This is a genomic window from Rickettsia monacensis (assembly GCF_000499665.2).
GTDB lineage: Bacteria > Pseudomonadota > Alphaproteobacteria > Rickettsiales > Rickettsiaceae > Rickettsia > Rickettsia tamurae.
Window position 1 is genome coordinate 36,942 of record NZ_LN794217.1, and the last position, 24,616, is coordinate 61,557.

The window sequence follows — 24,616 nt, forward strand, 5'->3', positions numbered from 1 at the left end:
GAAAACTACTCTTCGTTAAATATTAGCACTTCAACAGTATTTTCCCATTTGAGCATTTCGTCGTATTTAGTATGCCAAATACGCATAACTTCTTTTTCATATTCTACAATTTGCTCTTCTAATCCTTCAAATTGTTTCACCATTTGACGTGCTTTAGAAAGTATCGTGTCATTAGTAACGTCAAAAACTTTTTTCAAATAAAGGTCTTGTTCTTCTTTGTAATTTAAATGAGCCGCTCTACCAAATTCGGCATCTTTATGCATATCTTCACTTCTTATCTGTATTTCAAAATTACGCTTAGAGTGTAAAAGCTGCATTATATTATGAAGAGACTGATAGCCGTTGCTTTTTGGTCTATTGATATAATCTTTGGTGTATAACCAATCTAAATGCGGAGAACTCTTAACTACGTCCAAAGGATTATAGCATAGAGCTTTAGATTTAACTATAATCCTACATGCAATTAAGTCTTTCAATGCATCAATCAGCACTTTTTTCCTTTTCATCTTTTTTAAAACAGAATAAGGTTCTTTAAGACGCATATATATCTCATTTTCTATATCTGCTTTATTTAAATCTTCTTTAAGCAGATTAATAATATCACAAATCAAATCACCTCCTGCTAACTAAAATTCTATATATAGCTAGACCATAGGAAAAGGTACAGTTAAATAAACTTTAGTACGTGTTCTACAGCCATACTGATATCTTTGAATTGCCCCGTAACTTTTCTTATTTCGTTCTTAATCTTAAACCAATAATGTTCTATAGGATTTAAGTCTGGGCTATATGTAGGTAAGAATAAAATTCTGCACCCAACCGACTCGATTAATTCTCTTATTATATTATTCTTATGGAAGTTGATATTATCCATAATTACTGTTTGTCCAGGATGTAATTCTTTAGTTAATATAGTCTCTACATAGGTTGTAAATATTTCTTTATTACAATTTCCTTCAAATATTACTGGCGCTATAATTTGATTATTACGAAGCCCCGCTATCATACTGATCCTGGATTTATGTTGATACACTTTGTTTCCATAACATCTAGTACCTTTTATACTCCATCCATATTCTCTACAAACATTATCTTCTATTCCTGACTCATCAATGAATACTAGAGTTTCTTTAGAAATTTGCTGTATCTTTTCTATAAATTCATTCCTTAAACCAATATCCCTTTTGGGATGAAGATGACTTTTTTTTATAAGTGTAGCCTAGTAGTTTTCTATAGTAATTTATTCTAGTTCTTTGTAATCTATTACCTAGTATAATACTTAATTCTTTAGCTGTTTTATCATGATTATTAGATAATTAATTCTTCAAATTCTTTGAGATTTATTTTTGCATTATAACCCTTTGCTGGACCATAAGGTTTTGCTTTTTCCTGTTTCCCATTTAAGAGTTTTCCATCTATATATAGTGTTACGACCTATATTGAATATTTTACATGCTTTAACAATTGAGAGCCCATCATCTAGAGCTTTGAATAGTTTCATTCTTAAATCGTAACTGTAACTGCTTGCCATAATTTATTTTATTATTTATAACATATATATTAGCATAGTATGTACCTACTTACTATGGATCTTTATTCTTAGTAAATATTACCTATAGCTTTTAGAACTTAAATCCACAAGACTGTTCATAATACTATTCATTTAATTCTTTAACTAAAAATTAAAAAACAGATTAATAGTAAAAATAAATTTTTTCAATATAATTGTTTAATTAATTTTAACTTAGATTAATTGAATAAGCTCCTTAATAGCCATTTTACGGCTAAATACCTGCCGTTGTGCAGTTCCGTTGTCATCCCGCGTGGCTACGACCACGGGATCTTGCATCACAGACTGTGTCCTAAGATACCGCGGTCAAGCCGCGGTATGACATTAAATAAATAATAGCATTCAGCAATAAACAAGTCAGAAAATTTATCTATAGAACCTTCCGAAACACTCCCTAAAACTTCAGACATTTTGTTAAATTCTCCGGTACATTCAAGCACTATATCTATGCCTGCATCTAAAACTCCTTTGGTAATATCTGCCATACTACCGCTTAAAGCTTTCATATCTATTGCATCGGAAATAATAAGCCCTTTAAAACCAATATTATTTTTAATATAATCGATAACTATTCTGGATAGAGTTGCGGGGTTGTTTGGATCAAGAGCTTTGTAAATTATATGTGCAGTCATAGCAAGCTTAATATTATCGTACTTCGCTAGCTCCTTAAATACTTTAAAATCTGTTTTTTCTAACTCTTCTATACCAGCATCGACAATCGGTAATTTTTTATGGCTATCCACCGTAGCTCTACCATGACCAGGAATATGCTTAATGCAAGCTGCGACTCTCTCTTCTTGTAATCCGTCTATAGCAGCTAAACATAAAGGTACGACTACTTCCGGCTCTGAGCCAAAACTTCTATCTCCGACTATCTTGTCTGCTCCTTCGTGGATCAAATCCGCTACCGGTGCAAAATCTAGATTAATGCCTACTTCTCTTAGCTCTTTGCCTATATTGCTATAGTTTTGTTTGCACTGTTGTACATCAACGAAAGTTTGAGCAGCCAGAGCGTCATAAAAAGTCGGTGCTATGAGCCTTTTTACCCTACCACCCTCTTGATCTATAGAGATGATAGTATTTTCCCCTAATACTTCTTTTATATCTGCAATAAGCTTAATAAGGACTTCTTTATCCTGCTCACCGTTATCATTCTTTCTAATATTACGACGGAATAAAATTACACCTAAAGGATTATGCTCTTCAAATAATTCTCTTTCGGCATCGGTTAATTCAGGACCGGATATACCTATAATTACCGGCTTTACCATTTGTCTTATTGTCATAATATGCTCCTTTCTTTAAAACGTGATATGACAAGTACTATACGCAAGTCATCGAGGAATCGGCAAGAATTTTTTTTATTTGAAGAGATAAATTATGGAAGTTGGTAAGTAACCCCGATTATGGATAAGAAATACATGGTTTATTAGGTTTAAGTTGGTAAGCAATAAGAGCAGAGAATAGAGAAGTAAAAAAATTAATAGGTGATCGATGTCTGGAAGGAGTAATATTAAAATTCTCTTTTATGTAGCCAAAAATGGTTTCGATAATGAATCTCTTCCTTAAAAGGATTTTATCCAAAAGAGGTAATAAATAGTTTTTCATATCCTTTCTTATTCCGGTAATTTTTATTAAACCTTGCTTATAAAGTTTTGTAAACATTTTTTCTGAAATAAACCCCTTATCATCATAACACTTACCTTTTAGACCTTTTTGATAACCATTGCTTCAAATGCAATTCTGTCATCAACATTACCTTTGGTAATTTTAACAGCAATAATTTCTCCCTTATCATTGATTATCATATGAAGCTTGAATCCAAAAAACCAATCGACAGAACTACGTCCCATTTTTGCAAGATTATTAAAAGTTCTGTTAGAATTAATTCTGATATTTTTACATACTGCAAAATGTGTGGAATCTGCATAATAAATTCCCGTTCTTTTCCCACTTAAGTAATGTAACATCACAATCAATGGCAGAAATAATGAAGGAATAAGCTGAACAAATCTCTCATAACAAGGTGGATTCCTGAACAAATTACCATTAATAATAAAGTTTTGGTAATAAGCTTTTATAATAACCTATGCCCCGTACTCTTCCGACTATAGAACCTATTTTGAAAATAAGTATACGGCAAATTAAAACAGTGATTACATATTTTATTCATCATATCTTGAAAGATATAAGGCATGGCTTTAAGCTGTGCAAAATTGTGAGCACGCCAAGCTCTACATCAAGTATTGCTTGTGCCATTACAAACCATATTATTGGTTTATAACCTTGTGCGAATGTAATCTTTTCGTTTTGGGTAAACAAATCAAGCAAAATATAGAATAGGATGAAAAGCGCTCGCAAACGGTGCAATCACCATAACAAGATAGCAATTTATACGGCTTTATAACCGACCATAAAAAAGAAACAGGATGAGTTTTGATTTTCATAAGTTGAGAAATATTAGACAAATTTAGAGAACTTTTGTGGTATGCATTCCTACATAGGCAGAAATTTAGCTCTTTCCGGTGTCATACCGTGGTCAAGCCACAGTATGACAACACCGAACATGCCTTATGATTTATACAACAATGCCGCTTTAGTTAGAAATGACATCAAAAAAGCTATACGAGATATTATAGATACCTACTATTCTCTTCCTTAACTAGAGCTATTAACTGCTCAATCGATAATACTTCCTGCTCGGTAGTTCCGAGTCTTCTTATCGTTACTTGTTTATTTTCTTTTTCCTGCTTACCGATTACGGCAATCATCGGTATTTTTTGATTAGAAAACTCACGAATCTTATAGTTAATTTTATCAGGTGAGATATTAATATCCGTTCTTACGCCATTATCAATTAAAGCTTTTTGTACTTCTAAAGCATAATCGTTTAAATCACTGGTAATGGTCGCCACAGCGACCTGTATAGGAGCAATCCAAAGCGGGAAACGTCCCGCATATTCTTCGATCAATATACCGATAAAACGCTCAAGCGAACCAAGGATTGCTCTATGCAGCATTACAGGTCTTTTTTTCTCACCGCTTGCTGCGATATAGCTAGCATCGAGTCGCTCCGGCAATACAAAATCCATCTGAAGCGTACCGCATTGCCACTGCCGTCCTATCGCATCGGTTAAAACAAACTCAAGCTTTGGACCGTAAAATGCACCCTCACCTGGGTTTAGCGTATAAGTAAACCCTGCTTTTTCTACTGCTTCTTTTAAAGCATTCTCAGCCTTATCCCAAACTTCATCACTTCCTGCTCTGATTTCAGGACGATCAGAAAATTTTACCTTTATATCGGTAAAGCCGAAATCTTTATAAACTTCCGTCAGTATCTTACAGAAACTAACCGTTTCATCGGTAATTTGTTCCTCGGCACAAAATATATGTGCATCATCTTGCACTAAGCTACGCACTCTCATTAAACCGTGCAATGCACCGGACGCCTCATTACGGTGACACAAACCAAACTCCGACATACGAAGCGGTAAATCACGATAGCTCTTGATACCTTGTTTGAAAATCTGCACGTGGCAAGGGCAATTCATCGGCTTTAAAGCTAATGTCTTGTCATCTGTTTCTAACGCGAACATATCATCACGAAATTTTTCCCAGTGTCCTGAAGCCTCCCAAAGGCTTTTATCCACCAAAACAGGAGTCTTAACTTCAATATAACCGTTTTTACGAATCTTTTTCCTAATATATTGCTCGATAATATTATATATACTCCAGCCCTTATCATGCCAGAATACCATTCCTTGAGCTTCTTCTTGGAAGTGGAATAAATCAAGCTCTCGCCCAAGCTTTCTATGATCACGCTTTTCGGCTTCTTCAAGCATAAAAAGATAATTATCTAGTTGCTCTTTCGTAGCCCACGCCGTACCGTATATACGCTGCAACATCTCATTACAACTATCACCTCGCCAATAAGCTCCTGCAACTTTCATCAACTTAAAATGTTTAACAAACCCTGTAGAGGGGGCATGCGGACCTAGACATAAATCAATAAAATCACCTTGCCTGTATAAAGTAATTGGTTCACCTGCCGGAATTGAAGCAATAATTTCGGCTTTATAATGCTCTCCTATCGATTTAAAAAACTCTACGGCTTTATCCCTATCCCATAGCTCTCTTGTTACTGTCTCGTTCTTTTTTGAAAGTTCTTGCATTTTAGCTTCTATAACAGCTAAATCATCAGTGGTAAAAGGTTTATCACGAGCAAAATCGTAATAATAACCGTTTTCAATTGCAGGACCTATTGTTACTTGAGTTTCAGGGAATAGTTCCTTTACGGCTTCAGCAGTTAAATGAGCAGCATCGTGCCTTATTATCTCAAGACATTCAGGATCTTTTACGGTTAAAATACGAAGTTTGCAATCATTTTCAATTACGGTACTTAAATCTTTAAGCTCACCGTTTATTTCAGCAACCATTGCTTGTTTTGCAAGTGACATTGAAATCGCATTTGCTACTTCATAGGCGGTCATGTTTTTTTTAAATTGTTTTATACTCCCATCGGGAAAGGAAATATTAATCATTATTTTATAACTTATTTCTTTATCTTAAAATTTATAATCTAATACTATCACCGAATTTATCCCATCCTCAGTTAAAGGCATAATATCGTCAGAAGCTACATCTAATATGATCATGGTGTTTTAAATAACCTTCTCTATCTTCCTCACTTAAAAACTCCATAACAAAAGCATAGCTAAAACCCTTATTTAAATTTTCAGGGCTACAATTTCTGCCAAAACTAAAAGATTTAATTTGTGGAATAGTAGTATTTTTTAAATTTCCTAACTTTGCTAAAGCCTACTCTATTTGCCTTTCTGAAGCAGTTATTGCAAATTTAAATAATACTATATGTTTGAGCATATCAATATAATTCTTAAGATTATTTTTTATTTTCAACTTTTCTTTCTTGATCTATCATAGCCATGGCATTCATAAATTCTAATACTCTTGCATCACTAAAGATCTGATCAATAGCTTTATCGTTAAAGGTTAGTCCGGCATCTTTACCTTTCACGTCAACTACTAAAGATTCACCGTCTTTCAATTCAGAATTTTTACTAAAAGCTTCTATTGCCCTAAAGCCGTATTGCTTTATTACTGAAGATTGTTTTCCTAGATTTAAAGCAAATTCCTTAGAATCTTCTATTTTATTAAGCACCGGTATAATAGCATTATTAATATAATTCACAAAATTATTTATAACCGCACTCGGATCCGATAATTTTATTACGCTTTCTAGATTCATAGGATTCTCTAAATTAGGCACATCAATATCAATAGCAAAATTAAAATCATCCATTACAAGATTAGTTTTACCGAATAATTTTTTTTCTTCGGGATCAAACTCACCTTTTAAATTAAATTCGGAATTATTTATTTTTGCAAAAACACCCATTACTTTTTCCCCGTCTTCTTGAGTAATAGGGCTAGTTAGTTTAAAAATTTTATCTAACTCAGCTCTTTTGTTTAAACCATTACTAAAGTAACGTCCTAAAGCTTCAACTGCCGTTTTTTGGTATGTTTCAGAAGGTTCTATAGTAGATTTAATATTTAAAGCAAAATCAAAAATTTTATCTTTTTCTATATTTAATTTGTATAAATTACTTCCTATTTTTCCTTTTCTTTCAAAATCACAAGCAAATAAAAACGGCTTACCTTTTACTAATTCTCCTAATATCTGCATAAAAATAACAGCATGCATATTCTCATCTTGCTTTTGATCTAGAGAAAAGTTTTGAATCAATAATTTTCCAAGAGCTAATAACTCATCACTATATTTAAGCTTTAATTGGCTATTATAAGTAATTGGTACATTTAACGCATCCAACTGTGCTATATCATATTCAAATGAGTTAAAATTAGCTTCCTCTCCTATTTTATCTCTTAAAAATTTAAAAACTTTATCAGATAAATTTTTACTATAGTTTTCAGAAGTGAAAGAAACGGTGCTTTTTCCATCCACAGTCAATAAATTAAGATTATCCGATGTTTTAGTATTAGTAATTACAGAATCACTAATATCACTCTCTGCTAATTTTTCTGCATCTAGAGAATTATAAAGAGTTGATTTATTGTCACTCAAGCTTAATTTCCAATAATCAGGCTCTCTATTAAACAAAGATTTTCTAAACCAAATTGTTGTATGATGATCAGGTGAGTAAAAAATATTTTTTTCATCTTGAGCGGTAGTAATTTTTACATTATTTCCGTAAGAATCAATTTTTGTAATATTCAAAAACGGTATATGCCTAATAACTATTTCATCAAAATAAAAATCTATAGGTTTTAACATTACTTTATTTAAAGTAACACTAAATCCATATTTATTAACTTTTATTGCATCATAAGTTATATATTCTTCATATTTATCAAAAATAGAGATAATATTCTCTTTACTTTGATGTTCAAATTTATAGGCAGCGTATCCCCACCCTACTAATATTAAAGCTAAAAAGCTTATTATAATAAAGCGTATTTTCATCTTTTCTACTGTAAAAAATTATTAAAAATCAAAAATGTTATTCCTGCGTAGATACCAAATCGTCATTGCGAGCAGGCGTAGACTGCGTGGCAATCTTTTGTTTATTTGCTGAGATTGCTTCGTCGACATAAATGTCTTCTCGCAATGACGATGAAACCGAATCATGCAACAAAACCGGTATGACATCGGAGCGCTTTTCAAGTCCAAAATAGCATATATCGCTTTAAAAATATATTTATTTTTCTTTTAAACGATCAGCTATTAGCTGATATGATTCAAAAACCTTATTTGGTTCTTTTTCAAGCAATTCAAATCCTAATTTTTCATTACTGTTAATATGCCATAATCTACAATTATCCGGACTAATTTCATCAGTTAACATAATGATAGATTCTTCACCGTTAAACACACGCCCAAATTCTAATTTACACTCAACAAGCCGAATCCCGACACCGATAAATAAGCCGCTTAGAAAAGCATATATACGCAAAGCTTGCTCTTTTACCGCTTTAATTTCATCCCTAGTTAACCAGCCAAAATTTAATATTTGATACTCATTAACTATCGGATATTTAAATTCACGACTTCGGACCTTAAAATCAATGATCGGTTTATCAAATACATACCCTTCATCCATTCCGAATTCTTTTACAAATCTACCGCACGCTACCGATGATATTATTACTTGTATTGGGAAAACTTCGACATATTGAATTAATTGCTCCCTCATATTTATTTTTTCGATAAAATGATTTTCAATGCCAATCATTTCCAGTTTATCCATTAGAAAGGAAGAAATATTATTATTAAGCACTCCTTTACCTGATATATCAACAGTTTCGCCGGTTTCTAAAATAGCCTTATCGGAAAAAGCCATTATAAGTAAAAAATCTTCTTCGGCGGAATATAAAATTTTACTTGAACCTTCATATAATTTTTTTTTCATTTATTTGTCTCAAAATTCATTTTCCTCGTCATTACGAGGAAATTACGCAAATAATTGACGAAGCAATCTCAGGAGTTTGTTATTATTTCATGAGATTGCCACGCAGCCTACGGCTGCTCGCAATGACGACTCTGGTATCTACACAAGCATATCATTAAAATCCCTGAAGATCATGAGGGCCTATAATTGCCGATGTAGTAGCACCGCTAAATATTTTATTTGCCGTATTAATAATATCATCAGCTTTTATACTCATGATAATTTCCATAATCTCTTCAGGAGAAATATATTTACCGAAAACAGAATAATTTTTACCTATTTCTTCTGACTTATAGGTATTTTTCTCTTGAGCCATTTGTAAATTACTACGAAGTTGTGTTTTAGCTCTAATAATCTCTTCTGTGTTTACTTTTTCAGTCATTTTTATTATTTCGTTTTTAATTTCTCTATATAATAATTCTAACTTGTCATGTGCAGTGGATGCATAAATTGTAAACACTCCACTATCAAAATAAGCACTATTATAACTACCTACTGCATATGCTAAACCTAATTTCTCACGAATAGTTTGGAATAAACGCGATGACATACCGCCACCGAATATTATAGAAAGTAGATGGGTTTGGTAAAGCTTTTCTAAATTAATATATGATGTACCTTCAAACCCTAACACTAAACTAGTTTGCTCTAACTCCTTATTAATAAAGCCGCTTCCGCCTATATATTTTGCCGGAATAAAGCTACTTTTTACTCCTTGCTTCAAAGAAGAAAATAACTGTTCCGCTATAATTACTATTTTATTATGATCAATATTACCGGCAATTGATAAATAGAGATTTTCGGCATTATAATGTTTACCTATAAAATTTAAAAAATGTTCTTTCGTAAAAGTTGCAAGGGTTTTAGTAGTACCTAAAATCGACTTACCTAATGGTTGCTCTCTATAAACTTTATTATAAAATTTCTCATATACTAGGTCATCCGGATTATCCTGATTATGAGCAATTTCCTGCATTATCACCTGATATTCCTTAGCTATTTCTTCGTCAGCAAAAATAGAATTTTGAATTATATCGGTAAGTATATTAAGTGCTTTATCACAATTTTCAGACAAGACTCGTGCATAATATACCGTATTCTCATGACCGGTATAGGCATTAAAATGTCCGCCTATAGAGTCAAATTCTTCCGCTATCTGTTTTGCCGTTCTAGTTTTCGTACCTTTAAAAGCCATATGTTCAAGAAAGTGAGATATGCCTTCCTCTTCTGCATTTTCATAACGTGCTCCAACTTTAGCAATTAAATTTATTGCTACCGAATTAACATAAGGCATATTATATGTTAAAATTGTCAAACCGTTTTTTAATTTACTAACGTTAAAATTTTCTTTCATAATTTATTTTTTATTTTCTAAAACGTTATTGCGAGGAGACGTTGTTACGTGGATCGGTTTTCCGTCATTACGAGAAGAATTACGTAGTAATTCGACGAAGCAATCCAGTAAAAAATTCTGTAAATCAGAATTTTTTTAATTATTTTTCTGGATTGCCGCGTCGCGTCGCTCCTCGCAATGATGACTTGGTATCCATGCAATAATGCCTATAGTCGCTCGCAATGACGTTTTTTGATTTAAATAACGACTCTCTTAATTTCGCAAGCCTTAGAAACCTTGCAAAAGCAAAAATTATTGAATCTACAAAACCGTCAAAACCGAATACAAAATATCGTCTGATAAAAAATGCTTTAAAAAACCACCATAACATTTCAAATGCTATGCGGATATTTGAAACTTTTTTATCTTGCATCATTAAATCTTTTGCTTGCTCGCTAGAATAAAAATTTGCTTTAGTTACCAACTGCTCAATTGAAGTACCCGAATAATGATAAGCAGCTTCATTTAATAGATAAATTTTACCTACAAAATCAACATCCTTATTAAATATCACCGAATCATGAGTAGTATTATTTACGGTATTTGCAAAGCTTGCAAATTTTTTATTATACAACCGAGTACATTTATTAAATGGAGCAAACATTCTTGGCTTTTGGTCATTACGATGCATTATTAACAGCTTTATTTGATAAGCTAGATATTGATCTTGATTCTTAGATGCAAAAATATACTCTATTTCATCTTGTAACTCTTTAGATAACTCCTCATCGGCATCAATATTAAGGACCCAATCATTTACGCAAAGGCTTTCGGCAAAAGATTTCTGTCCTACATAACCAAGCCAAGGTTTTATCACTACCTTTGCCCCTAATTTTTCAGCTATACTAACTGTATCATCAGTACTTTCATTATCTACTACTATCACCTCATCGACAATATTTTTTACGCTATTTATAGCTATTGCTATCCTTGCCGCTTCATTTTTAGTAATAATAAATGCTGAGATTTTTGTCATATACCTATACTTTAATGTCATTGCATGTATTCGGTGTCATTCCATGACTTAACCAGTCTTGTTGCATATATCAATTCCACCCTTGTCACCCCGTGGCTTGTCCACGGGGTGACAACAAAAAATAAACCTACCCTATCATCCTAAACACCAACTTAACTACATAAGTTAAAAGTAATGTGGATAATAATCCGCTGAGCCATAGAATAATAAACCATTGCCACCCTTTTAGACAAGAGGTTATTTTTTTAATATATCGGATGATGAGATGATTTGCCACGGAATATATAATAACAATAGAATGTGTAGCCAAGTATGACAGGTAGGAATATTCCAGCCCCTATCAACAGTAAAGACTGTGACTCCGGTGCTGCTGCTGCAGTTTCAAGCGTAACTTTATAAGGAACGATATATGGCCATATGCTTATCGCAAGCCCTAAATATCCTAATAAAAATAACAAGATCGTATAAATAAACGGCTTTACTTCTTTTTTTTGCTTAACGGCTTTAATTAACTTGATAAATATTAAAGCAGTTACAATAGGTACAATAGATAAATAGTAAATATTAGGTACACTAAACCAACGATGATTTATGTGGTTATTTAAGAAAGGAACCCATAAGCTTACAAGTCCCATAAAAAGTGCAACATAAAATAAAATATATAAAGCAGATTTATAAGCCCAATCTTGTGTTTTCTTTTCTGTTTTCAGAATAAGCCAAGTAGCACCCAAGAGTGCATAACCGAATATTAATGCTATCCCCGTTATAACGGAAAAGGGAGTAAGAAAATCAAAGCTCCCCCCTGCAAATTCTCGTCCTTCTATCTCTATTCCTTGGACAAACGTACCAAGCATTAAACCTTGACAAAAAACAGCAAGCATAGAACCGAAATGAAAAGCGTAGTCCCAAATATAACGATGACCTATATGAGCCTTAAAACGGAATTCAAAAGCTACACCACGAAATATTAAGCCAAGTAACATTAATATAATAGGAATATATAAAGCCGGCATTAATAGCGAATATGCCAGCGGGAAAGCTGCAAATAAACCACCGCCGCCAAGTACTAACCAAGTTTCGTTACCGTCCCAAAAAGGAGCAATAGAATTAATCATTTTATGACGGCAATCATCAGTAGGTGCAAACGGAAATAAGATCCCTACTCCTAAATCAAAACCGTCTAATAAAACATATAAACAAATAGCGGTAGCTATAAGCCCACCCCAAACAAGCGGTAAATCTATATAAGGTGCAAAATTTAACATAAGCTTATTACTTTTCTAATAATGGGTTATTCAAACCGATCTCTCCGTACATTTCTTTATTATCTATCGCTTCTATACCTTTCTTTATCAAATGCATTATATAATATATACCCGCTCCGAAAATGATCACATACACTACTACAAAAGCAATTAGAGAAATAAACACATATTTGCCGAGTACCGGTGATACCGTATCTACGGTTTTTAAAATATTATACACTATATAAGGTTGTCTACCTACCTCGGTTACGAACCAGCCGGCAAGTACTGCAATAAAACCTGAAGGCGACATTAATATATACCAATATTGAAACCAATGCGTAGTATATAATCTTTTCTTCAAATAAAGATATAAGCCGGCAATACCTGTAAATACCATTAAGAAACCGATTCCTACCATAATACGGAAGCTAAAGAATACTAATGCAACCGGCGGACGCTCTTCTTTTATCCATTCTTTTAATCCTTTCACTTCACCGTCTAAACTATGCGTTAAGATTAAACTATTAGCATAAGGTATTTCTACAGCATATTTTGTTTTTTCTTCTTCCCCGTCAGGAAAGCCGATAAGATTAAAAGCTGCTCCTTTTTCCGTATTCCAAATACCTTCCATAGCCGAAACTTTAACCGGCTGATATTTAAGAGTATTTAAACCATGCAGATCACCGATAAATATTTGAATAGGTGCAACAATTAACGCCATTAACACCGCCATAAAAAACATAATTTTAGCATGCTCTTTATAACGATTATTTAGTAAATAAAAGCTAGCTACACCACCGATAACAAAAGAAGTAGTTAAATAAGCCGCCGTAATCATATGGAAAAAGCGATATGGGAAAGAAGGGTTAAAGATAATTTCTAACCAATTCAAAGGATAAAAGAATCCTTCGCCTCGCAGTTCAAAACCAGCAGGCGTATGCATCCAGCTACTAGCTGCAAGTATCCAAAAAGCTGAGATTACAGTACCAACGGCAACTATTAACGTAGAAATAAAATGTACTTTTTTACTGACTTTATTAAAGCCGAATAACATTATACCTAAAAAAGAAGATTCGAGGAAAAATGCAGTAAATACTTCAAAACCGAGAAGCGGACCAAGGACATTTCCAACCTTATCTGAAAAATTCGACCAGTTAGTCCCAAATTGATAAGACATTACAACGCCCGAAACTACTCCCATACCGAAAGTAACGGCAAAAATCTTCACCCAAAATTTGTATATTTCTTGATAAACCGGCTTTTTTGTTTTTAACCATAACCCTTCAATTACCGCTAAAAAGCTTGCAAGCCCTATAGTAAAAGCAGGAAATATTATATGAAAACTTATGGTAAAAGCAAACTGAATCCTTGATAATAATACTTGATCAAATTCCATATTTAAGCTGCTGTTTTAAGATTCAACGTCATTGCGAGCGACTAAAAGGAGCGTGGAAATCTAGAAAAATAATAAAAAATTCTGTAAATCAAAAATTTTTACTGGATTGCTTTGGTAAAATTTTCAATTTTTCCTCGCAATGACAAAAAAACTGAAGCACACAATAACATCAATACAGTATTTGATTTAATCATCCACCTTTGCTATTATTAAATTCTATCTGATTAGTTTTAACAAATTTTCCTTTTTTGGAGTTCCAATTATAATGAACATTTACTATTCTTACTTCTGTAACATTAATATCACCATTGGGCAATTGCGTTACATCATACCCTTTTCGGATAGAATCCGTAATTAATAAACTTGCTTGACAAATATATTTTACATCAAAGAATGGAGAATCGTCTTCCTTAGACTTTTCCTGTTCTTCTAAAAAATTATTAGATAATTCTTTTTCTTGCATTTCTAATGATTTTAAAGTTATTTTCTGAATTTTGTAGCATTATTTAAGGTAAGAAGCAAGGCTTGTTTATTATTTTTCCATAGATTTAATATTTTTAGGTATATTTTTGCAAAATAATTAAATTATATGCTCCAAAATAACACGCGAATTAATATATTATTTTAAAATCGAGGTACATTATCGTGATAAAATACCCTACTTTATCTAAATCAACATTTAGCTTAGGTATTTATTTTTTAAAATTCGATAAAGTTAAAATTACTTTATTAACTGTAATTTGTATTTTACTCGGTATGATTCCGGCGATTGATAGTATATTACTTCAGAAAATCATTGATTTAATAGAATCTTTCAGCGATGAGAACGCTAATAATCCTTTATCTTCCATGATTTACTGGGCAGTATTTTATGCTTTTTGGTGGGAGAGTATTAATATAGCATATCGTTCATATGATTATTTGTATCTAAAGACTATGCCCGTAATAAAAGGGAAAATACTAAATGAACTTTATAATTATACCCAATATCATAGCCATAAATTCTTTCAGGATAATCTAGCAGGACATATTAGCAATCGTATTACCGAAACCGCAAGATCATTTGAGATGATCATTTCAATATTCGGCGAAAAAATTCTTCATAAACTTGCCATTATTGTATTTGCGTTAATTGCTTTATATTCCGTACATTACGTTTTTGCTACGATATTTATTTTATGGATTACGGTTTTTTTAGGACTTAGCGTTCTTTTCTCAGATAAAATCAATAAATACTCGTTAAATTATGCTAGAAGCCAATCTTTTGTTGCCGGCAGTATTGTAGATGCAATTAGCAATATTAATGCGGTGAGAATGTTTACAGCCCATAAACTTGAACGTCAACATCTAGAAACAAGAGTAGAAAATGCCGTAGCCGATGAGCAAACTATGCAATTCTTTATGTTCAAATTGCGTTATGCTCTTGGGACTTCTTGTTCAATAATGATTTTTATAATGATTTATTATTTATCTAAACTTCATAGCGAATTATCTATAAGCATAGGTGATTGCGTATTAGTGCTAACATTATGTATAAATGTAGCAGACGATATTTGGGATTTAACGCAAGAAATCGGTGATATGTTTGAGCAGGTCGGAGCATTTAATCAAGGTTTATCCCTAATGGCACCGCATATTATAACGGATATTGAAAATGCTACTCCTTTAGATATCAAAGAAGGTGTTATTGAATTTAGAAATGTTACGTTTAATTATCACCATAATAACAATCTATTTTATAATAAATCAGTATTAATACCGAGTAAACAAAAAGTAGGGCTAGTCGGCTTTTCCGGTTCAGGGAAAACCACTTTTATTAGTTTGCTCACTAGGTTACATGATATAGAAGAAGGGGTGATTTTAATAGATAATCAAAATATTAAAAATGTAACTCAAGACTCTCTTAGAAAAGCTATTAGCCTTATACCGCAAGAACCGGTACTTTTTCATCGTACTATTTTGGAAAATATCAGATACGGAAAAAAAGAAGCTACTCTTGAAGAGGTTATAGAAGCAGCAAAAGTTGCACATATCCACGATGTTATCGATAATTTACCGGACGGTTACGATACTATGTGCGGAGAGCGGGGAAATAATTTATCCGGCGGTCAGCGTCAAAGAATCATTATAGCAAGAGCTATCTTAAAAAATGCTCCTATTTTAATTCTCGATGAAGCAACAAGTAGTTTAGATAGCGAAACGGAAAGCCTAATTCAAGAGTCAATGGATTATTTAATGCAAAATAAAACCGTGATAGTTATTGCCCACAGATTATCTACTTTACTCAATATGGATAGAATTTTAGTTTTTGAAAAAGGTAGTATAATCGATGACGGTAGCCACGCAGAATTACTGAAAAATAGTAAGCTATATCAAAAATTATGGAACTCTTAAGTAAAGTAAAAGGGTTGATAGTGTGAAGCAATTATTGTCATACCGTGGCTTGACCACGGTATGACACCGAAAAAAACTGGATTCCTGCTTTCGCAGGAATGACATAACCATGACAAATAATAGATTAATAGACTTTTTGCATACGAAGCTAATAGAGGAATTTGAAGGAAACACAGAACGTAGCACCGCAGCGTACACTTTAGTACGTGAGGATGCGAGTACCGGATTGACGTACAAATTACCTTTAGAAGCAAGTTATGCAAAAAGTCTAACAAAAAAATATTATTCTGCTAGTGAAGTGATTAAGCATTTAAATATTGCTTTACATCAATTAAGATATCTAGAGACAAAAATCCCTGATTTATCTAATTATAAAATAAATAATAGAAAATATTATACTGCTAATGATATTGATTTACTTCAAAAATCTTGCTGCAAAACGAGTTATACGAAGATTAACTTGGAAAAGAGCGAGGAGTCTGTAAGCCGAGGAGCGGAGCATACAGAAGTACGTGAGCATCCGAGGGCTTACAAAGACGACTCAGCCAATTTTTCAAGTTCATCGAGTAGAATCGATGTATTACTTAACCCCGATTATGGATAAGGAATAGAGAGGAAGGAAGGTTGCAAGAGTTATTAAACCTTATATAAATAGGGCACTGAAGGAGTAAAATAAAGGTTTAATAACATGTGTAAATATACTACAATATTTTGTATAGTAGATAAATTTTGTAAAATTTATGAGAAATGGGTAAAACATCAATTGCTGAAAAGTAATAAGCAAAGATTTAGAGAAGGTAAGCTTTCCTTAAGTGAAGAACTCTCAATAATGATTTTTACCATTTTAGTGCATATAAACATTTAAAAGCTTATTACCAAAACTTTATTATTAATGGTAATTTGTTCAGGAATCCACCTTGTTATGAGAGATTTGTTCAGCTTATTCCTTCATTATTTCTGCCATTGATTGTGATGTTACATTACTTAAGTGGGAAAAGAACGGGAATTTATTATGCAGATTCCACACATTTTGCAGTATGTAAAAATATCAGAATTAATTCTAACAGAACTTTTAATAATCTTGCAAAAATGGGACGTAGTTCTGTCGATTGGTTTTTTGGATTCAAGCTTCATATGATAATCAATGATAAGGGAGAAATTATTGCTGTTAAAATTACCAAAGGTAATGTTGATGACAGAATTGCATTTGAAGCAATGGTTATCAAAAAAGGTCTAAAAGGTAAGTGTTATGATGATAAGGAGTTTATTTCAGAAAAAATGTTTACAAAACTTTATAAGCAAGGTTTAATTGTAAAAGTAAAGAATTGATCTGACAGTTAAGGATTGTTGGGTACGAAGAAAAAAGATAAGATAGTACCTGGCAAGTTTTAACAACCTACTAAAAAGGAGACTGTCAGATGACAACATATCAAGAAAAAATCATAAAGCCAAGAATCGGTTTATTAAAACTCGCTGAACAATTAGGGAATGTATCACAAGCTTGCAAAGTAATGGGTTATAGCAGGGATACATTTTATCGTTACAAAGAGCTCCATGATCAAGGTGGGGAGGGGGAAGCTCTATATGAGATGACTAGACGTAAAGCTTGCATTAAGAATCGTGTGCCCGCAAATATAGAGGATGCTGTAGTTAATATAGCTGTTGAATTTCCAGCATTTGGTCAGGAACGTGCTGCTAATGAATTACGCAAGAGTGGGATAATCATTTCTGGTGGCGGAGTTAGATCTGTGTGGTTACGTCATGATTTAGAAAGTTTCAAAAAACGTCTAAAAGCTCTAGAGACTAAAGTAGCAAATGATGGTATTGTTTTAAGTGATAATCAACTTGCTGTTCTTGAAAAAGTTAAAAACCAACGTGAAGCTAGTGGTGAAATAGAAACTATGCACCCTGGCTACCTTGGTTCACAAGATACTTACTATGTTGGTAATATTAAAGGCATAGGCCGTATTTATCAGCAAACTTTTGTCGATACCTATTGAGGAGTAGCTATTTGTAAACTCTATACCGAAAAGACGGCTATTACAGCTGCAGACCACTTAAATGATAAGGTTATTCCATTCTTTGCAAACCATGATATCCCTCTGCTTAGAATATTAACTGATAGAGGTACGGAATATTGTGGAAAACCAGAAAACCATGCTTACCAACTATATCTTGGCATTGAGAATATCGATCATTCCAAAACTAAAGCATATAGTCCTCAAACCAACGGTATCTGTGAGCGTTTCCATAAAACTATGCAGGAAGAGTGCTATCACATTCTATTCCGCAAAAAATTTTATAATTCACTTGATGAATTGCAAACAGATATAGATAACTGGCTTGTGAGTTACAATAATGCAAGACCTCATTCCGGTAAACATTGCTTTGGTAAAACACCAATGCAATCTTTTACAGATTCACTTTATATTGCTAAAGATAAAAATATTGGTAATATTGGTAATATAGATAAAAATATTGGTAATATAGAGAGAATATCAGACAATTTGATGATTGCCCATCAAGCTGCCTGATTACTCAACTCTGTCAGATTAAGTCGTAACTTGTACATTTTAATATTACTCCTTCCAGACATCGATCACCTATTAATTTCTTTACTTCTCTATTCTCTGCTCTTATTGCTTACCAACTTAAACCTAATAAACCATGTATTTCTTATCCATAATCGGGGTTAGTTAATAAATAAGATTCGCTATTCATTTCATTTAGTCTTGAAATAGTGCGTTTAAATTCTGCGGCTCGTGCTGAACCTTGATATATTTGATTTGGGTTATCTTCTAAGCTCATAAATAAGAGTATTTTATAGAAATAGGCATTATCGATAAAGTTGATAAGTCTAACGGCTGTATTTGTATCGTTAGCATCGATAGTATGAACGTTCCCCACTATAATAACGTTGAAATTTTGGCAAATATTAACATAATCGATATAGCTTAAGTCTCTTGCAAATAATTCATTATAATCTGTTACTAATATTCTTTTATGCACTTTTTGAAACGATATTTCTCTACCTAGAACCTGTATATTTTGAGAAACAAGATTATTATCACTAATCTCCGTGATAATTTTTTCAAGTTTGTTTTGGTTTTCTAAAGTTAAGGGATAAATTATCCTTTCTCCTTTAACTCCTAACGCTTTATCAAATCGATAATCATGGTGATTATCTAGATATTTAACGTAAAATGTATTATTGATTATCTTTATAAAAGGTAAGAAAGATTCTCGTTGTAACCCGTCTTTGTAAAGATTATTGGGACTCGTGTTAGAGGTTATAAAAATAAAAATATTTTGCTTTATTAATTCATCAAATAATCTACCGATTATCATTGCATCGGTAATGTCTTTAATTTCAAACTCATCTATACATAACACTTTAGTTTGTTTAGCATAGTTTTTAGCAATTTTAGGAATGATATCTTTCTGATTTTCTGTTTGTAATTTATGCATAGATTTATGAATTTCCTGCATAAAGTTCTGATAGTGTATTATTATTTTAGGTGTGGTTAATTCTTCAAAAAAAGAATTCATGAGCATAGTTTTACCGCTGCCCACCGGACCGTATAAATAAATTCCGCTTTTTAAATTATTTTGGTTAAAGAATTTAAATAAACTTTTTGGCTTATTAAGTTCTGTTGCCAGTTGTTTTAATTCTTCTAGTAAAGCAGCTTGTTTTGCATCTAGTACAATATATTTCAGAAAGCTTGATACAAGCGAATTTTGCAGGTCTCGTCTGTGCTCACGTAGTTTTCTACGCTGCGCAGACTCGCCTTTAAATTCGTCTTGTCTAAAGCTTTCTGAAATATATTGTACTAATGAAGTAGAGGATTTTATCATCCAAAATATTTTTTATCTAATTTATTATATGTTTTTTCTAAAATCGGTAGGTATAATTTAATATTTTCAAAAACTCGTTTTGCATCTTCATATTTATAAACATGAGAAGTATTATTGCGATCATCAAGCATTCCAAGCCACATTTTTTCATCATCAATCATACTAAATTGAAAAGCTTTACTTAGAACATCTTTTGGAGTAGTACTATCAATTTTTCATGGGTTAGTATTTCTTTAGTACTTTCCAAAATAGTTCTATTACGAATTCAAATAGCTGAATAGCAGCATCTAAAAGAACAGGATCTTTATCTACTTTATATAACCTCGTGTAAGCGTTGTATAGCTTGTCCTAGTGTTTTAAAATAATCTTGCCACAATATTTTTTCCATTAGAGCTTCTCCTTTTTTATAAAGAATTTTTTTAAAATTAATGATATTTTGTTTAAATTTATCATCATCATTTAATGTATCAAATCGTACACAATCTATTTTTAAAAGTGTATCTGCATCATATATTATTTCTAAAACTTGCTGCCAATCATCTTCATTTGCATTAGGGCAGAGGATGGCGATATCAATATCAGAACGTTCACGATTATCACCGCGCCCCGGCGTGGGGGGACCCAAAAAGCCAAACTTCTTCTATAAAGGGTAGTTTAGTAAGATTTGTTAAAAAGGAATATTCTATTATGCTATTCATATCTTCCTGTACAACAAGGTTGCATCTCCGTAGCTAAAAAAACACATTTTTTCTTTTATAGCATATTTATATAATTCATGCATCTCTTTAAATCCGGCAAAAGCACATATAAGCATAAATAAAGTAGATTTAGGAAAATGGAAATTAGTAAGTAGCATATCTGCCGTTTGGAATTTAAAGCCTGGGGTTATGAAAATATCGGTTTCAAAATCACCGGCTTTTACAGTGCCTTTATTGCAAGAACTCTCAAGTGTTCTAAGTGTTGTAGTGCCGACTGCGATAATACGTCTCCCTTCTTGCTTTGCTTTATTGATGATTTCAGCAGTTTCAGGAGTGATAGAGCAATATTCGGTATGCATTTTATGCTCATGAATATTTTCGGTTTTTACAGGTAAAAAAGTTCCTGCTCCCACATGTAATGTTAAAAATGTAGTTTGTATACCTTCTGCCTTAATCTTATCAAGTATATCCTTTGTAAAATGCAAGCCTGCCGTCGGTGCTGCAACTGAACCTTCTATTTGACTATAGATTGTTTGATAGCGTTCGTTGTCGTTTTGAGTGTTTGTCATCCCGTGGCTTGACCACGGTATCCAGTCATTATTTAAAAATTTTTTGGATCCCGTGGTCGTAGCCACGGTATGACATAATGAGTGTGAACGCCTAATATAAACCGGCAGCGGCATCTCGCCGTATTTATCTAGGAATTCAAATACAGAAATATTATCAAGCTCGAATTTTACTTTAATCTCGCCCATCGCAAGTTTTGCGGTAATAATTACCTTATGATTATCAAAATAAAATTCATCGCCTATATTAAGTTTTCGAGCAGGCTTTGCAAAAGCCGACCAACAATTATCAGGTAATTTTTGATTCAAATTTATTGTAATATTCTTCCCTAAATGTAACTTTGCTTTAATCACTTTGCTATTATTAAAGACTAATAAATCACCTTCTTTTAAGTAATTTATTATGTTATAGAATTTGGTTTTAATAAGCGGTGTGGTAGCAATTAGCAAATCCGAGTGGTCACGTTTATTAGATGGATATTGTGAGATAAGTTCGCTTGGTAAATCAAAGTCAAAATCAGATAGTTTCATTGTTTAAATATTAGTAGCTAAAGAAGTTATTATAACAGCATATGACAATATTTAATATAATATTTTAGTTTATTGATTGCTTACTAATAAATAAACTATTTGTTGATAAAATGATTTTTTCTGTACGATACAAAACACTATTAATTGAATAACGAAAGGAAATGCTATGATAAACGAGAACCTGATTAGAGATAAATTTTATGAGATATTAAGCAGTAAAGATATAGAAGAACAGCAAAATATGGGATTTAATAATATAGATAAAATAAAAAGATATGAATTTTTTAGAGAAAGTTTTGTCAAAGAATTCAAAGCTTTGATTGAAGATCCAAATACAAATATTTCTAATGTGTACAATATGGCATACTGCAATGTAGATAAAATAGCAAGATCTCCTGACACCGCTATAGTTAAAGCAATTTGTCAAGGTGATTATGATTTAGTTGATAGTATGTTAACTGCTTTAAATATTGATCCAAATACAAAAGTATCTACGTTGAAGCATGAGGCCTCCAGTCTTTTAAGGTTTGCATTAATAATCAGAAAGAGATAGCTAACCCCGATTATGGATAAGGAATAGAGAGGAAGGAAGGTTGCAAGAGTTATTAAACCTTATATAAATAGGGCACTGAAGGAGTAAAATAAAGGTTTAATAACATGTGTAAATATACTACAATATTTTGTATAGTAGATAAATTTTGTAAAATTTATGAGAAATGGGTAAAACATCAATTGCTGAAAAGTAATAAGCAAAGATTTAGAGAAGGTAAGCTTTCCTTAAGTGAAGAACTCTCAATAATGATTTTTACCATTTTAGTGCATATAAACATTTAAAAGCTTATTACCAAAACTTTATTATTAATGGTAATTTGTTCAGGAATCCACCTTGTTATGAGAGATTTGTTCAGCTTATTCCTTCATTATTTCTGCCATTGATTGTGATGTTACATTACTTAAGTGGGAAAAGAACGGGAATTTATTATGCAGATTCCACACATTTTGCAGTATGTAAAAATATCAGAATTAATTCTAACAGAACTTTTAATAATCTTGCAAAAAGGGGACGTAGTTCTGTCGATTGGTTTTTTGGATTCAAGCTTCATATGATAATCAATGATAAGGGAGAAATTATTGCTGTTAAAATTACCAAAGGTAATGTTGATGACAGAATTGCATTTGAAGCAATGGTTATCAAAAAGGTCTAAAAGGTAAGTGTTATGATGATAAGGAGTTTATTTCAGAAAAAATGTTTACAAAACTTTATAAGCAAAGTTTAATTGTAAAAGTAAAGAATTGATCTGACAGTTAAGGATTGTTGGGTACGAAGAAAAAAGATAAGATAGTACCTGGCAAGTTTTAACAACCTACTAAAAAGGAGACTGTCAGATGACAACATATCAAGAAAAAATCATAAAGCCAAGAATCGGTTTATTAAAACTCGCTGAACAATTAGGGAATGTATCACAAGCTTGCAAAGTAATGGGTTATAGCAGGGATACATTTTATCGTTACAAAGAGCTCCATGATCAAGGTGGGGAGGGGGGAAGCTCTATATGAGATGACTAGACGTAAAGCTTGCATTAAGAATCGTGTGCCCGCAAATATAGAGGATGCTGTAGTTAATATAGCTGTTGAATTTCCAGCATTTGGTCAGGAACGTGCTGCTAATGAATTACGCAAGAGTGGGATAATCATTTCTGGTGGCGGAGTTAGATCTGTGTGGTTACGTCATGATTTAGAAAGTTTCAAAAAACGTCTAAAAGCTCTAGAGACTAAAGTAGCAAATGATGGTATTGTTTTAAGTGATAATCAACTTGCTGTTCTTGAAAAAGTTAAAAACCAACGTGAAGCTAGTGGTGAAATAGAAACTATGCACCCTGGCTACCTTGGTTCACAAGATACTTACTATGTTGGTAATATTAAAGGCATAGGCCGTATTTATCAGCAAACTTTTGTCGATACCTATTGAGGAGTAGCTATTTGTAAACTCTATACCGAAAAGACGGCTATTACAGCTGCAGACCACTTAAATGATAAGGTTATTCCATTCTTTGCAAACCATGATATCCCTCTGCTTAGAATATTAACTGATAGAGGTACGGAATATTGTGGAAAACCAGAAAACCATGCTTACCAACTATATCTTGGCATTGAGAATATCGATCATTCCAAAACTAAAGCATATAGTCCTCAAACCAACGGTATCTGTGAGCGTTTCCATAAAACTATGCAGGAAGAGTGCTATCACATTCTATTCCGCAAAAAATTTTATAATTCACTTGATGAATTGCAAACAGATATAGATAACTGGCTTGTGAGTTACAATAATGCAAGACCTCATTCCGGTAAACATTGCTTTGGTAAAACACCAATGCAATCTTTTACAGATTCACTTTATATTGCTAAAGATAAAAATATTGGTAATATTGGTAATATAGATAAAAATATTGGTAATATAGAGAGAATATCAGACAATTTGATGATTGCCCATCAAGCTGCCTGA

22 protein-coding genes and 5 pseudogenes are annotated in these 24,616 nt (G+C 32.5%); 8 read left to right on the forward strand and 19 right to left on the reverse strand.

What is annotated here, in order from left to right:
- Nucleotides 1-5 precede the first annotated feature (5 nt).
- The 6 genes and pseudogenes from RMONA_RS00165 to RMONA_RS10695 all read right to left on the reverse strand — a co-directional run bounded on the left by RMONA_RS00165 (nucleotide 6) and on the right by RMONA_RS10695 (nucleotide 3,540).
- Nucleotides 6-611, reverse strand: coding sequence for a GTP pyrophosphokinase (locus tag RMONA_RS00165; protein WP_023507098.1), 606 nt, complete (start codon nucleotides 609-611; stop codon nucleotides 6-8).
- A gap of 56 nt (nucleotides 612-667) precedes the next feature.
- Nucleotides 668-1,531 (reverse strand): annotated as a pseudogene (locus tag RMONA_RS07560) (IS630 family transposase).
- A gap of 317 nt (nucleotides 1,532-1,848) precedes the next feature.
- On the reverse strand, nucleotides 1,849-2,856 hold the full coding sequence (locus tag RMONA_RS00175; protein WP_023507101.1) for a glycoside hydrolase family 3 N-terminal domain-containing protein: 1,008 nt from the start codon (nucleotides 2,854-2,856) through the stop codon (nucleotides 1,849-1,851).
- A gap of 37 nt (nucleotides 2,857-2,893) precedes the next feature.
- Nucleotides 2,894-2,968, reverse strand: a pseudogene (locus tag RMONA_RS11595) (MerR family transcriptional regulator); the annotation flags it as partial.
- Between the two features lie 6 nt (nucleotides 2,969-2,974).
- Nucleotides 2,975-3,235, reverse strand: coding sequence for a transposase (locus RMONA_RS10690; RefSeq protein ID WP_023507102.1), 261 nt, complete (start codon nucleotides 3,233-3,235; stop codon nucleotides 2,975-2,977).
- Nucleotides 3,236-3,276: 41 nt separating this feature from the next.
- Entirely contained in the window at nucleotides 3,277-3,540 is a 264-nt protein-coding gene (locus RMONA_RS10695; protein WP_023507103.1) for a transposase, read from the reverse strand.
- A gap of 518 nt (nucleotides 3,541-4,058) precedes the next feature.
- Between RMONA_RS10695 and RMONA_RS08970 the strand changes: the two genes are divergently transcribed.
- On the forward strand, nucleotides 4,059-4,232 hold the full coding sequence (locus RMONA_RS08970) for a hypothetical protein (protein ID WP_008580348.1): 174 nt from the start codon (nucleotides 4,059-4,061) through the stop codon (nucleotides 4,230-4,232).
- Here RMONA_RS08970 and thrS read toward each other — a convergent pair.
- The 9 genes from thrS to RMONA_RS00225 all read right to left on the reverse strand — a co-directional run bounded on the left by thrS (nucleotide 4,204) and on the right by RMONA_RS00225 (nucleotide 14,532).
- Nucleotides 4,204-6,111 carry a threonine--tRNA ligase gene (gene thrS / locus RMONA_RS00190; RefSeq protein ID WP_023507104.1) on the reverse strand — a complete coding sequence of 636 codons (1,908 nt, stop codon included), beginning with the start codon at nucleotides 6,109-6,111 and terminating at the stop codon, nucleotides 4,204-4,206. The genes RMONA_RS08970 and thrS overlap by 29 nt on opposite strands.
- An 88-nt stretch (nucleotides 6,112-6,199) precedes the next feature.
- Entirely contained in the window at nucleotides 6,200-6,352 is a 153-nt protein-coding gene (locus RMONA_RS11335; protein ID WP_096001052.1) for a Dabb family protein, read from the reverse strand.
- A 118-nt stretch (nucleotides 6,353-6,470) separates the two neighbouring features.
- The gene (locus tag RMONA_RS00195) at nucleotides 6,471-8,072 is read right to left on the reverse strand and encodes a hypothetical protein (RefSeq protein ID WP_023507105.1); all 1,602 of its coding nucleotides are present in this window, start codon (nucleotides 8,070-8,072) and stop codon (nucleotides 6,471-6,473) included.
- Nucleotides 8,073-8,307: 235 nt separating this feature from the next.
- Nucleotides 8,308-9,018, reverse strand: a complete 711-nt coding sequence (locus tag RMONA_RS00200; protein ID WP_023507106.1) for a phosphoribosylaminoimidazolesuccinocarboxamide synthase — start codon at nucleotides 9,016-9,018, stop codon at nucleotides 8,308-8,310.
- Between the two features lie 154 nt (nucleotides 9,019-9,172).
- Nucleotides 9,173-10,411, reverse strand: coding sequence for a M16 family metallopeptidase (locus RMONA_RS00205; RefSeq protein ID WP_023507107.1), 1,239 nt, complete (start codon nucleotides 10,409-10,411; stop codon nucleotides 9,173-9,175).
- A gap of 139 nt (nucleotides 10,412-10,550) precedes the next feature.
- Nucleotides 10,551-11,426, reverse strand: coding sequence for a glycosyltransferase family 2 protein (locus RMONA_RS00210; RefSeq protein ID WP_023507108.1), 876 nt, complete (start codon nucleotides 11,424-11,426; stop codon nucleotides 10,551-10,553).
- 245 nt (nucleotides 11,427-11,671) lie between these two features.
- Complete coding sequence (gene cydB / locus RMONA_RS00215) at nucleotides 11,672-12,691, reverse strand: cytochrome d ubiquinol oxidase subunit II (RefSeq protein ID WP_023507109.1); 1,020 nt, start codon at nucleotides 12,689-12,691, stop codon at nucleotides 11,672-11,674.
- Nucleotides 12,692-12,698: 7 nt separating this feature from the next.
- Nucleotides 12,699-14,069 carry a cytochrome ubiquinol oxidase subunit I gene (locus RMONA_RS00220; RefSeq protein ID WP_023507110.1) on the reverse strand — a complete coding sequence of 457 codons (1,371 nt, stop codon included), beginning with the start codon at nucleotides 14,067-14,069 and terminating at the stop codon, nucleotides 12,699-12,701.
- A 190-nt stretch (nucleotides 14,070-14,259) separates the two neighbouring features.
- Complete coding sequence (locus RMONA_RS00225) at nucleotides 14,260-14,532, reverse strand: DUF2671 domain-containing protein (RefSeq protein WP_023507111.1); 273 nt, start codon at nucleotides 14,530-14,532, stop codon at nucleotides 14,260-14,262.
- Between the two features lie 182 nt (nucleotides 14,533-14,714).
- Here RMONA_RS00225 and RMONA_RS00230 point away from each other — a divergent pair, with 182 nt between their 5' ends.
- The 4 genes and pseudogenes from RMONA_RS00230 (at nucleotide 14,715) to RMONA_RS00245 (ending at nucleotide 18,997) form a co-directional block, all read left to right on the forward strand.
- Nucleotides 14,715-16,463, forward strand: coding sequence for an ABC transporter ATP-binding protein (locus tag RMONA_RS00230; protein ID WP_023507112.1), 1,749 nt, complete (start codon nucleotides 14,715-14,717; stop codon nucleotides 16,461-16,463).
- Nucleotides 16,464-16,689: 226 nt separating this feature from the next.
- Nucleotides 16,690-16,902 (forward strand): annotated as a pseudogene (locus RMONA_RS11340) (MerR family transcriptional regulator); the annotation flags it as partial.
- 533 nt (nucleotides 16,903-17,435) lie between these two features.
- Nucleotides 17,436-17,792, forward strand: coding sequence for a transposase (locus tag RMONA_RS07240; protein WP_052701310.1), 357 nt, complete (start codon nucleotides 17,436-17,438; stop codon nucleotides 17,790-17,792).
- Nucleotides 17,793-17,881: 89 nt separating this feature from the next.
- Nucleotides 17,882-18,997 (forward strand): annotated as a pseudogene (locus RMONA_RS00245) (IS481 family transposase).
- A gap of 142 nt (nucleotides 18,998-19,139) precedes the next feature.
- On the opposite strand, the gene zapE reads toward RMONA_RS00245, so the two are convergent.
- From zapE to queA, 4 genes are all read right to left on the reverse strand, one after another.
- Nucleotides 19,140-20,318: a cell division protein ZapE gene (gene zapE / locus RMONA_RS00250; RefSeq protein WP_023507114.1), complete on the reverse strand. Its 1,179-nt coding sequence runs from the start codon at nucleotides 20,316-20,318 to the stop codon at nucleotides 19,140-19,142.
- A complete protein-coding gene (locus tag RMONA_RS07580; RefSeq protein ID WP_023507115.1) occupies nucleotides 20,315-20,479 on the reverse strand; it encodes a nucleotidyltransferase substrate binding protein in 165 nt (54 codons plus the stop codon). Before RMONA_RS07580 ends, zapE begins: the two co-directional genes overlap by 4 nt.
- Before the next feature lie 152 nt (nucleotides 20,480-20,631).
- Nucleotides 20,632-20,943 carry a nucleotidyltransferase domain-containing protein gene (locus tag RMONA_RS00255; RefSeq protein WP_023507116.1) on the reverse strand — a complete coding sequence of 104 codons (312 nt, stop codon included), beginning with the start codon at nucleotides 20,941-20,943 and terminating at the stop codon, nucleotides 20,632-20,634.
- Between the two features lie 69 nt (nucleotides 20,944-21,012).
- Nucleotides 21,013-22,113: a tRNA preQ1(34) S-adenosylmethionine ribosyltransferase-isomerase QueA gene (gene queA / locus RMONA_RS00260; protein WP_023507117.1), complete on the reverse strand. Its 1,101-nt coding sequence runs from the start codon at nucleotides 22,111-22,113 to the stop codon at nucleotides 21,013-21,015.
- 166 nt (nucleotides 22,114-22,279) lie between these two features.
- Here queA and RMONA_RS00265 point away from each other — a divergent pair, with 166 nt between their 5' ends.
- The 3 genes and pseudogenes from RMONA_RS00265 to RMONA_RS00275 all read left to right on the forward strand — a co-directional run bounded on the left by RMONA_RS00265 (nucleotide 22,280) and on the right by RMONA_RS00275 (nucleotide 24,616).
- Nucleotides 22,280-22,666, forward strand: coding sequence for a hypothetical protein (locus RMONA_RS00265; RefSeq protein ID WP_023507118.1), 387 nt, complete (start codon nucleotides 22,280-22,282; stop codon nucleotides 22,664-22,666).
- 388 nt (nucleotides 22,667-23,054) lie between these two features.
- Nucleotides 23,055-23,318 (forward strand): transposase, encoded by a 264-nt coding sequence (locus RMONA_RS00270; protein WP_046058374.1) that lies wholly within the window; start codon nucleotides 23,055-23,057, stop codon nucleotides 23,316-23,318.
- Nucleotides 23,319-23,499: 181 nt separating this feature from the next.
- Nucleotides 23,500-24,616 (forward strand): annotated as a pseudogene (locus RMONA_RS00275) (IS481 family transposase).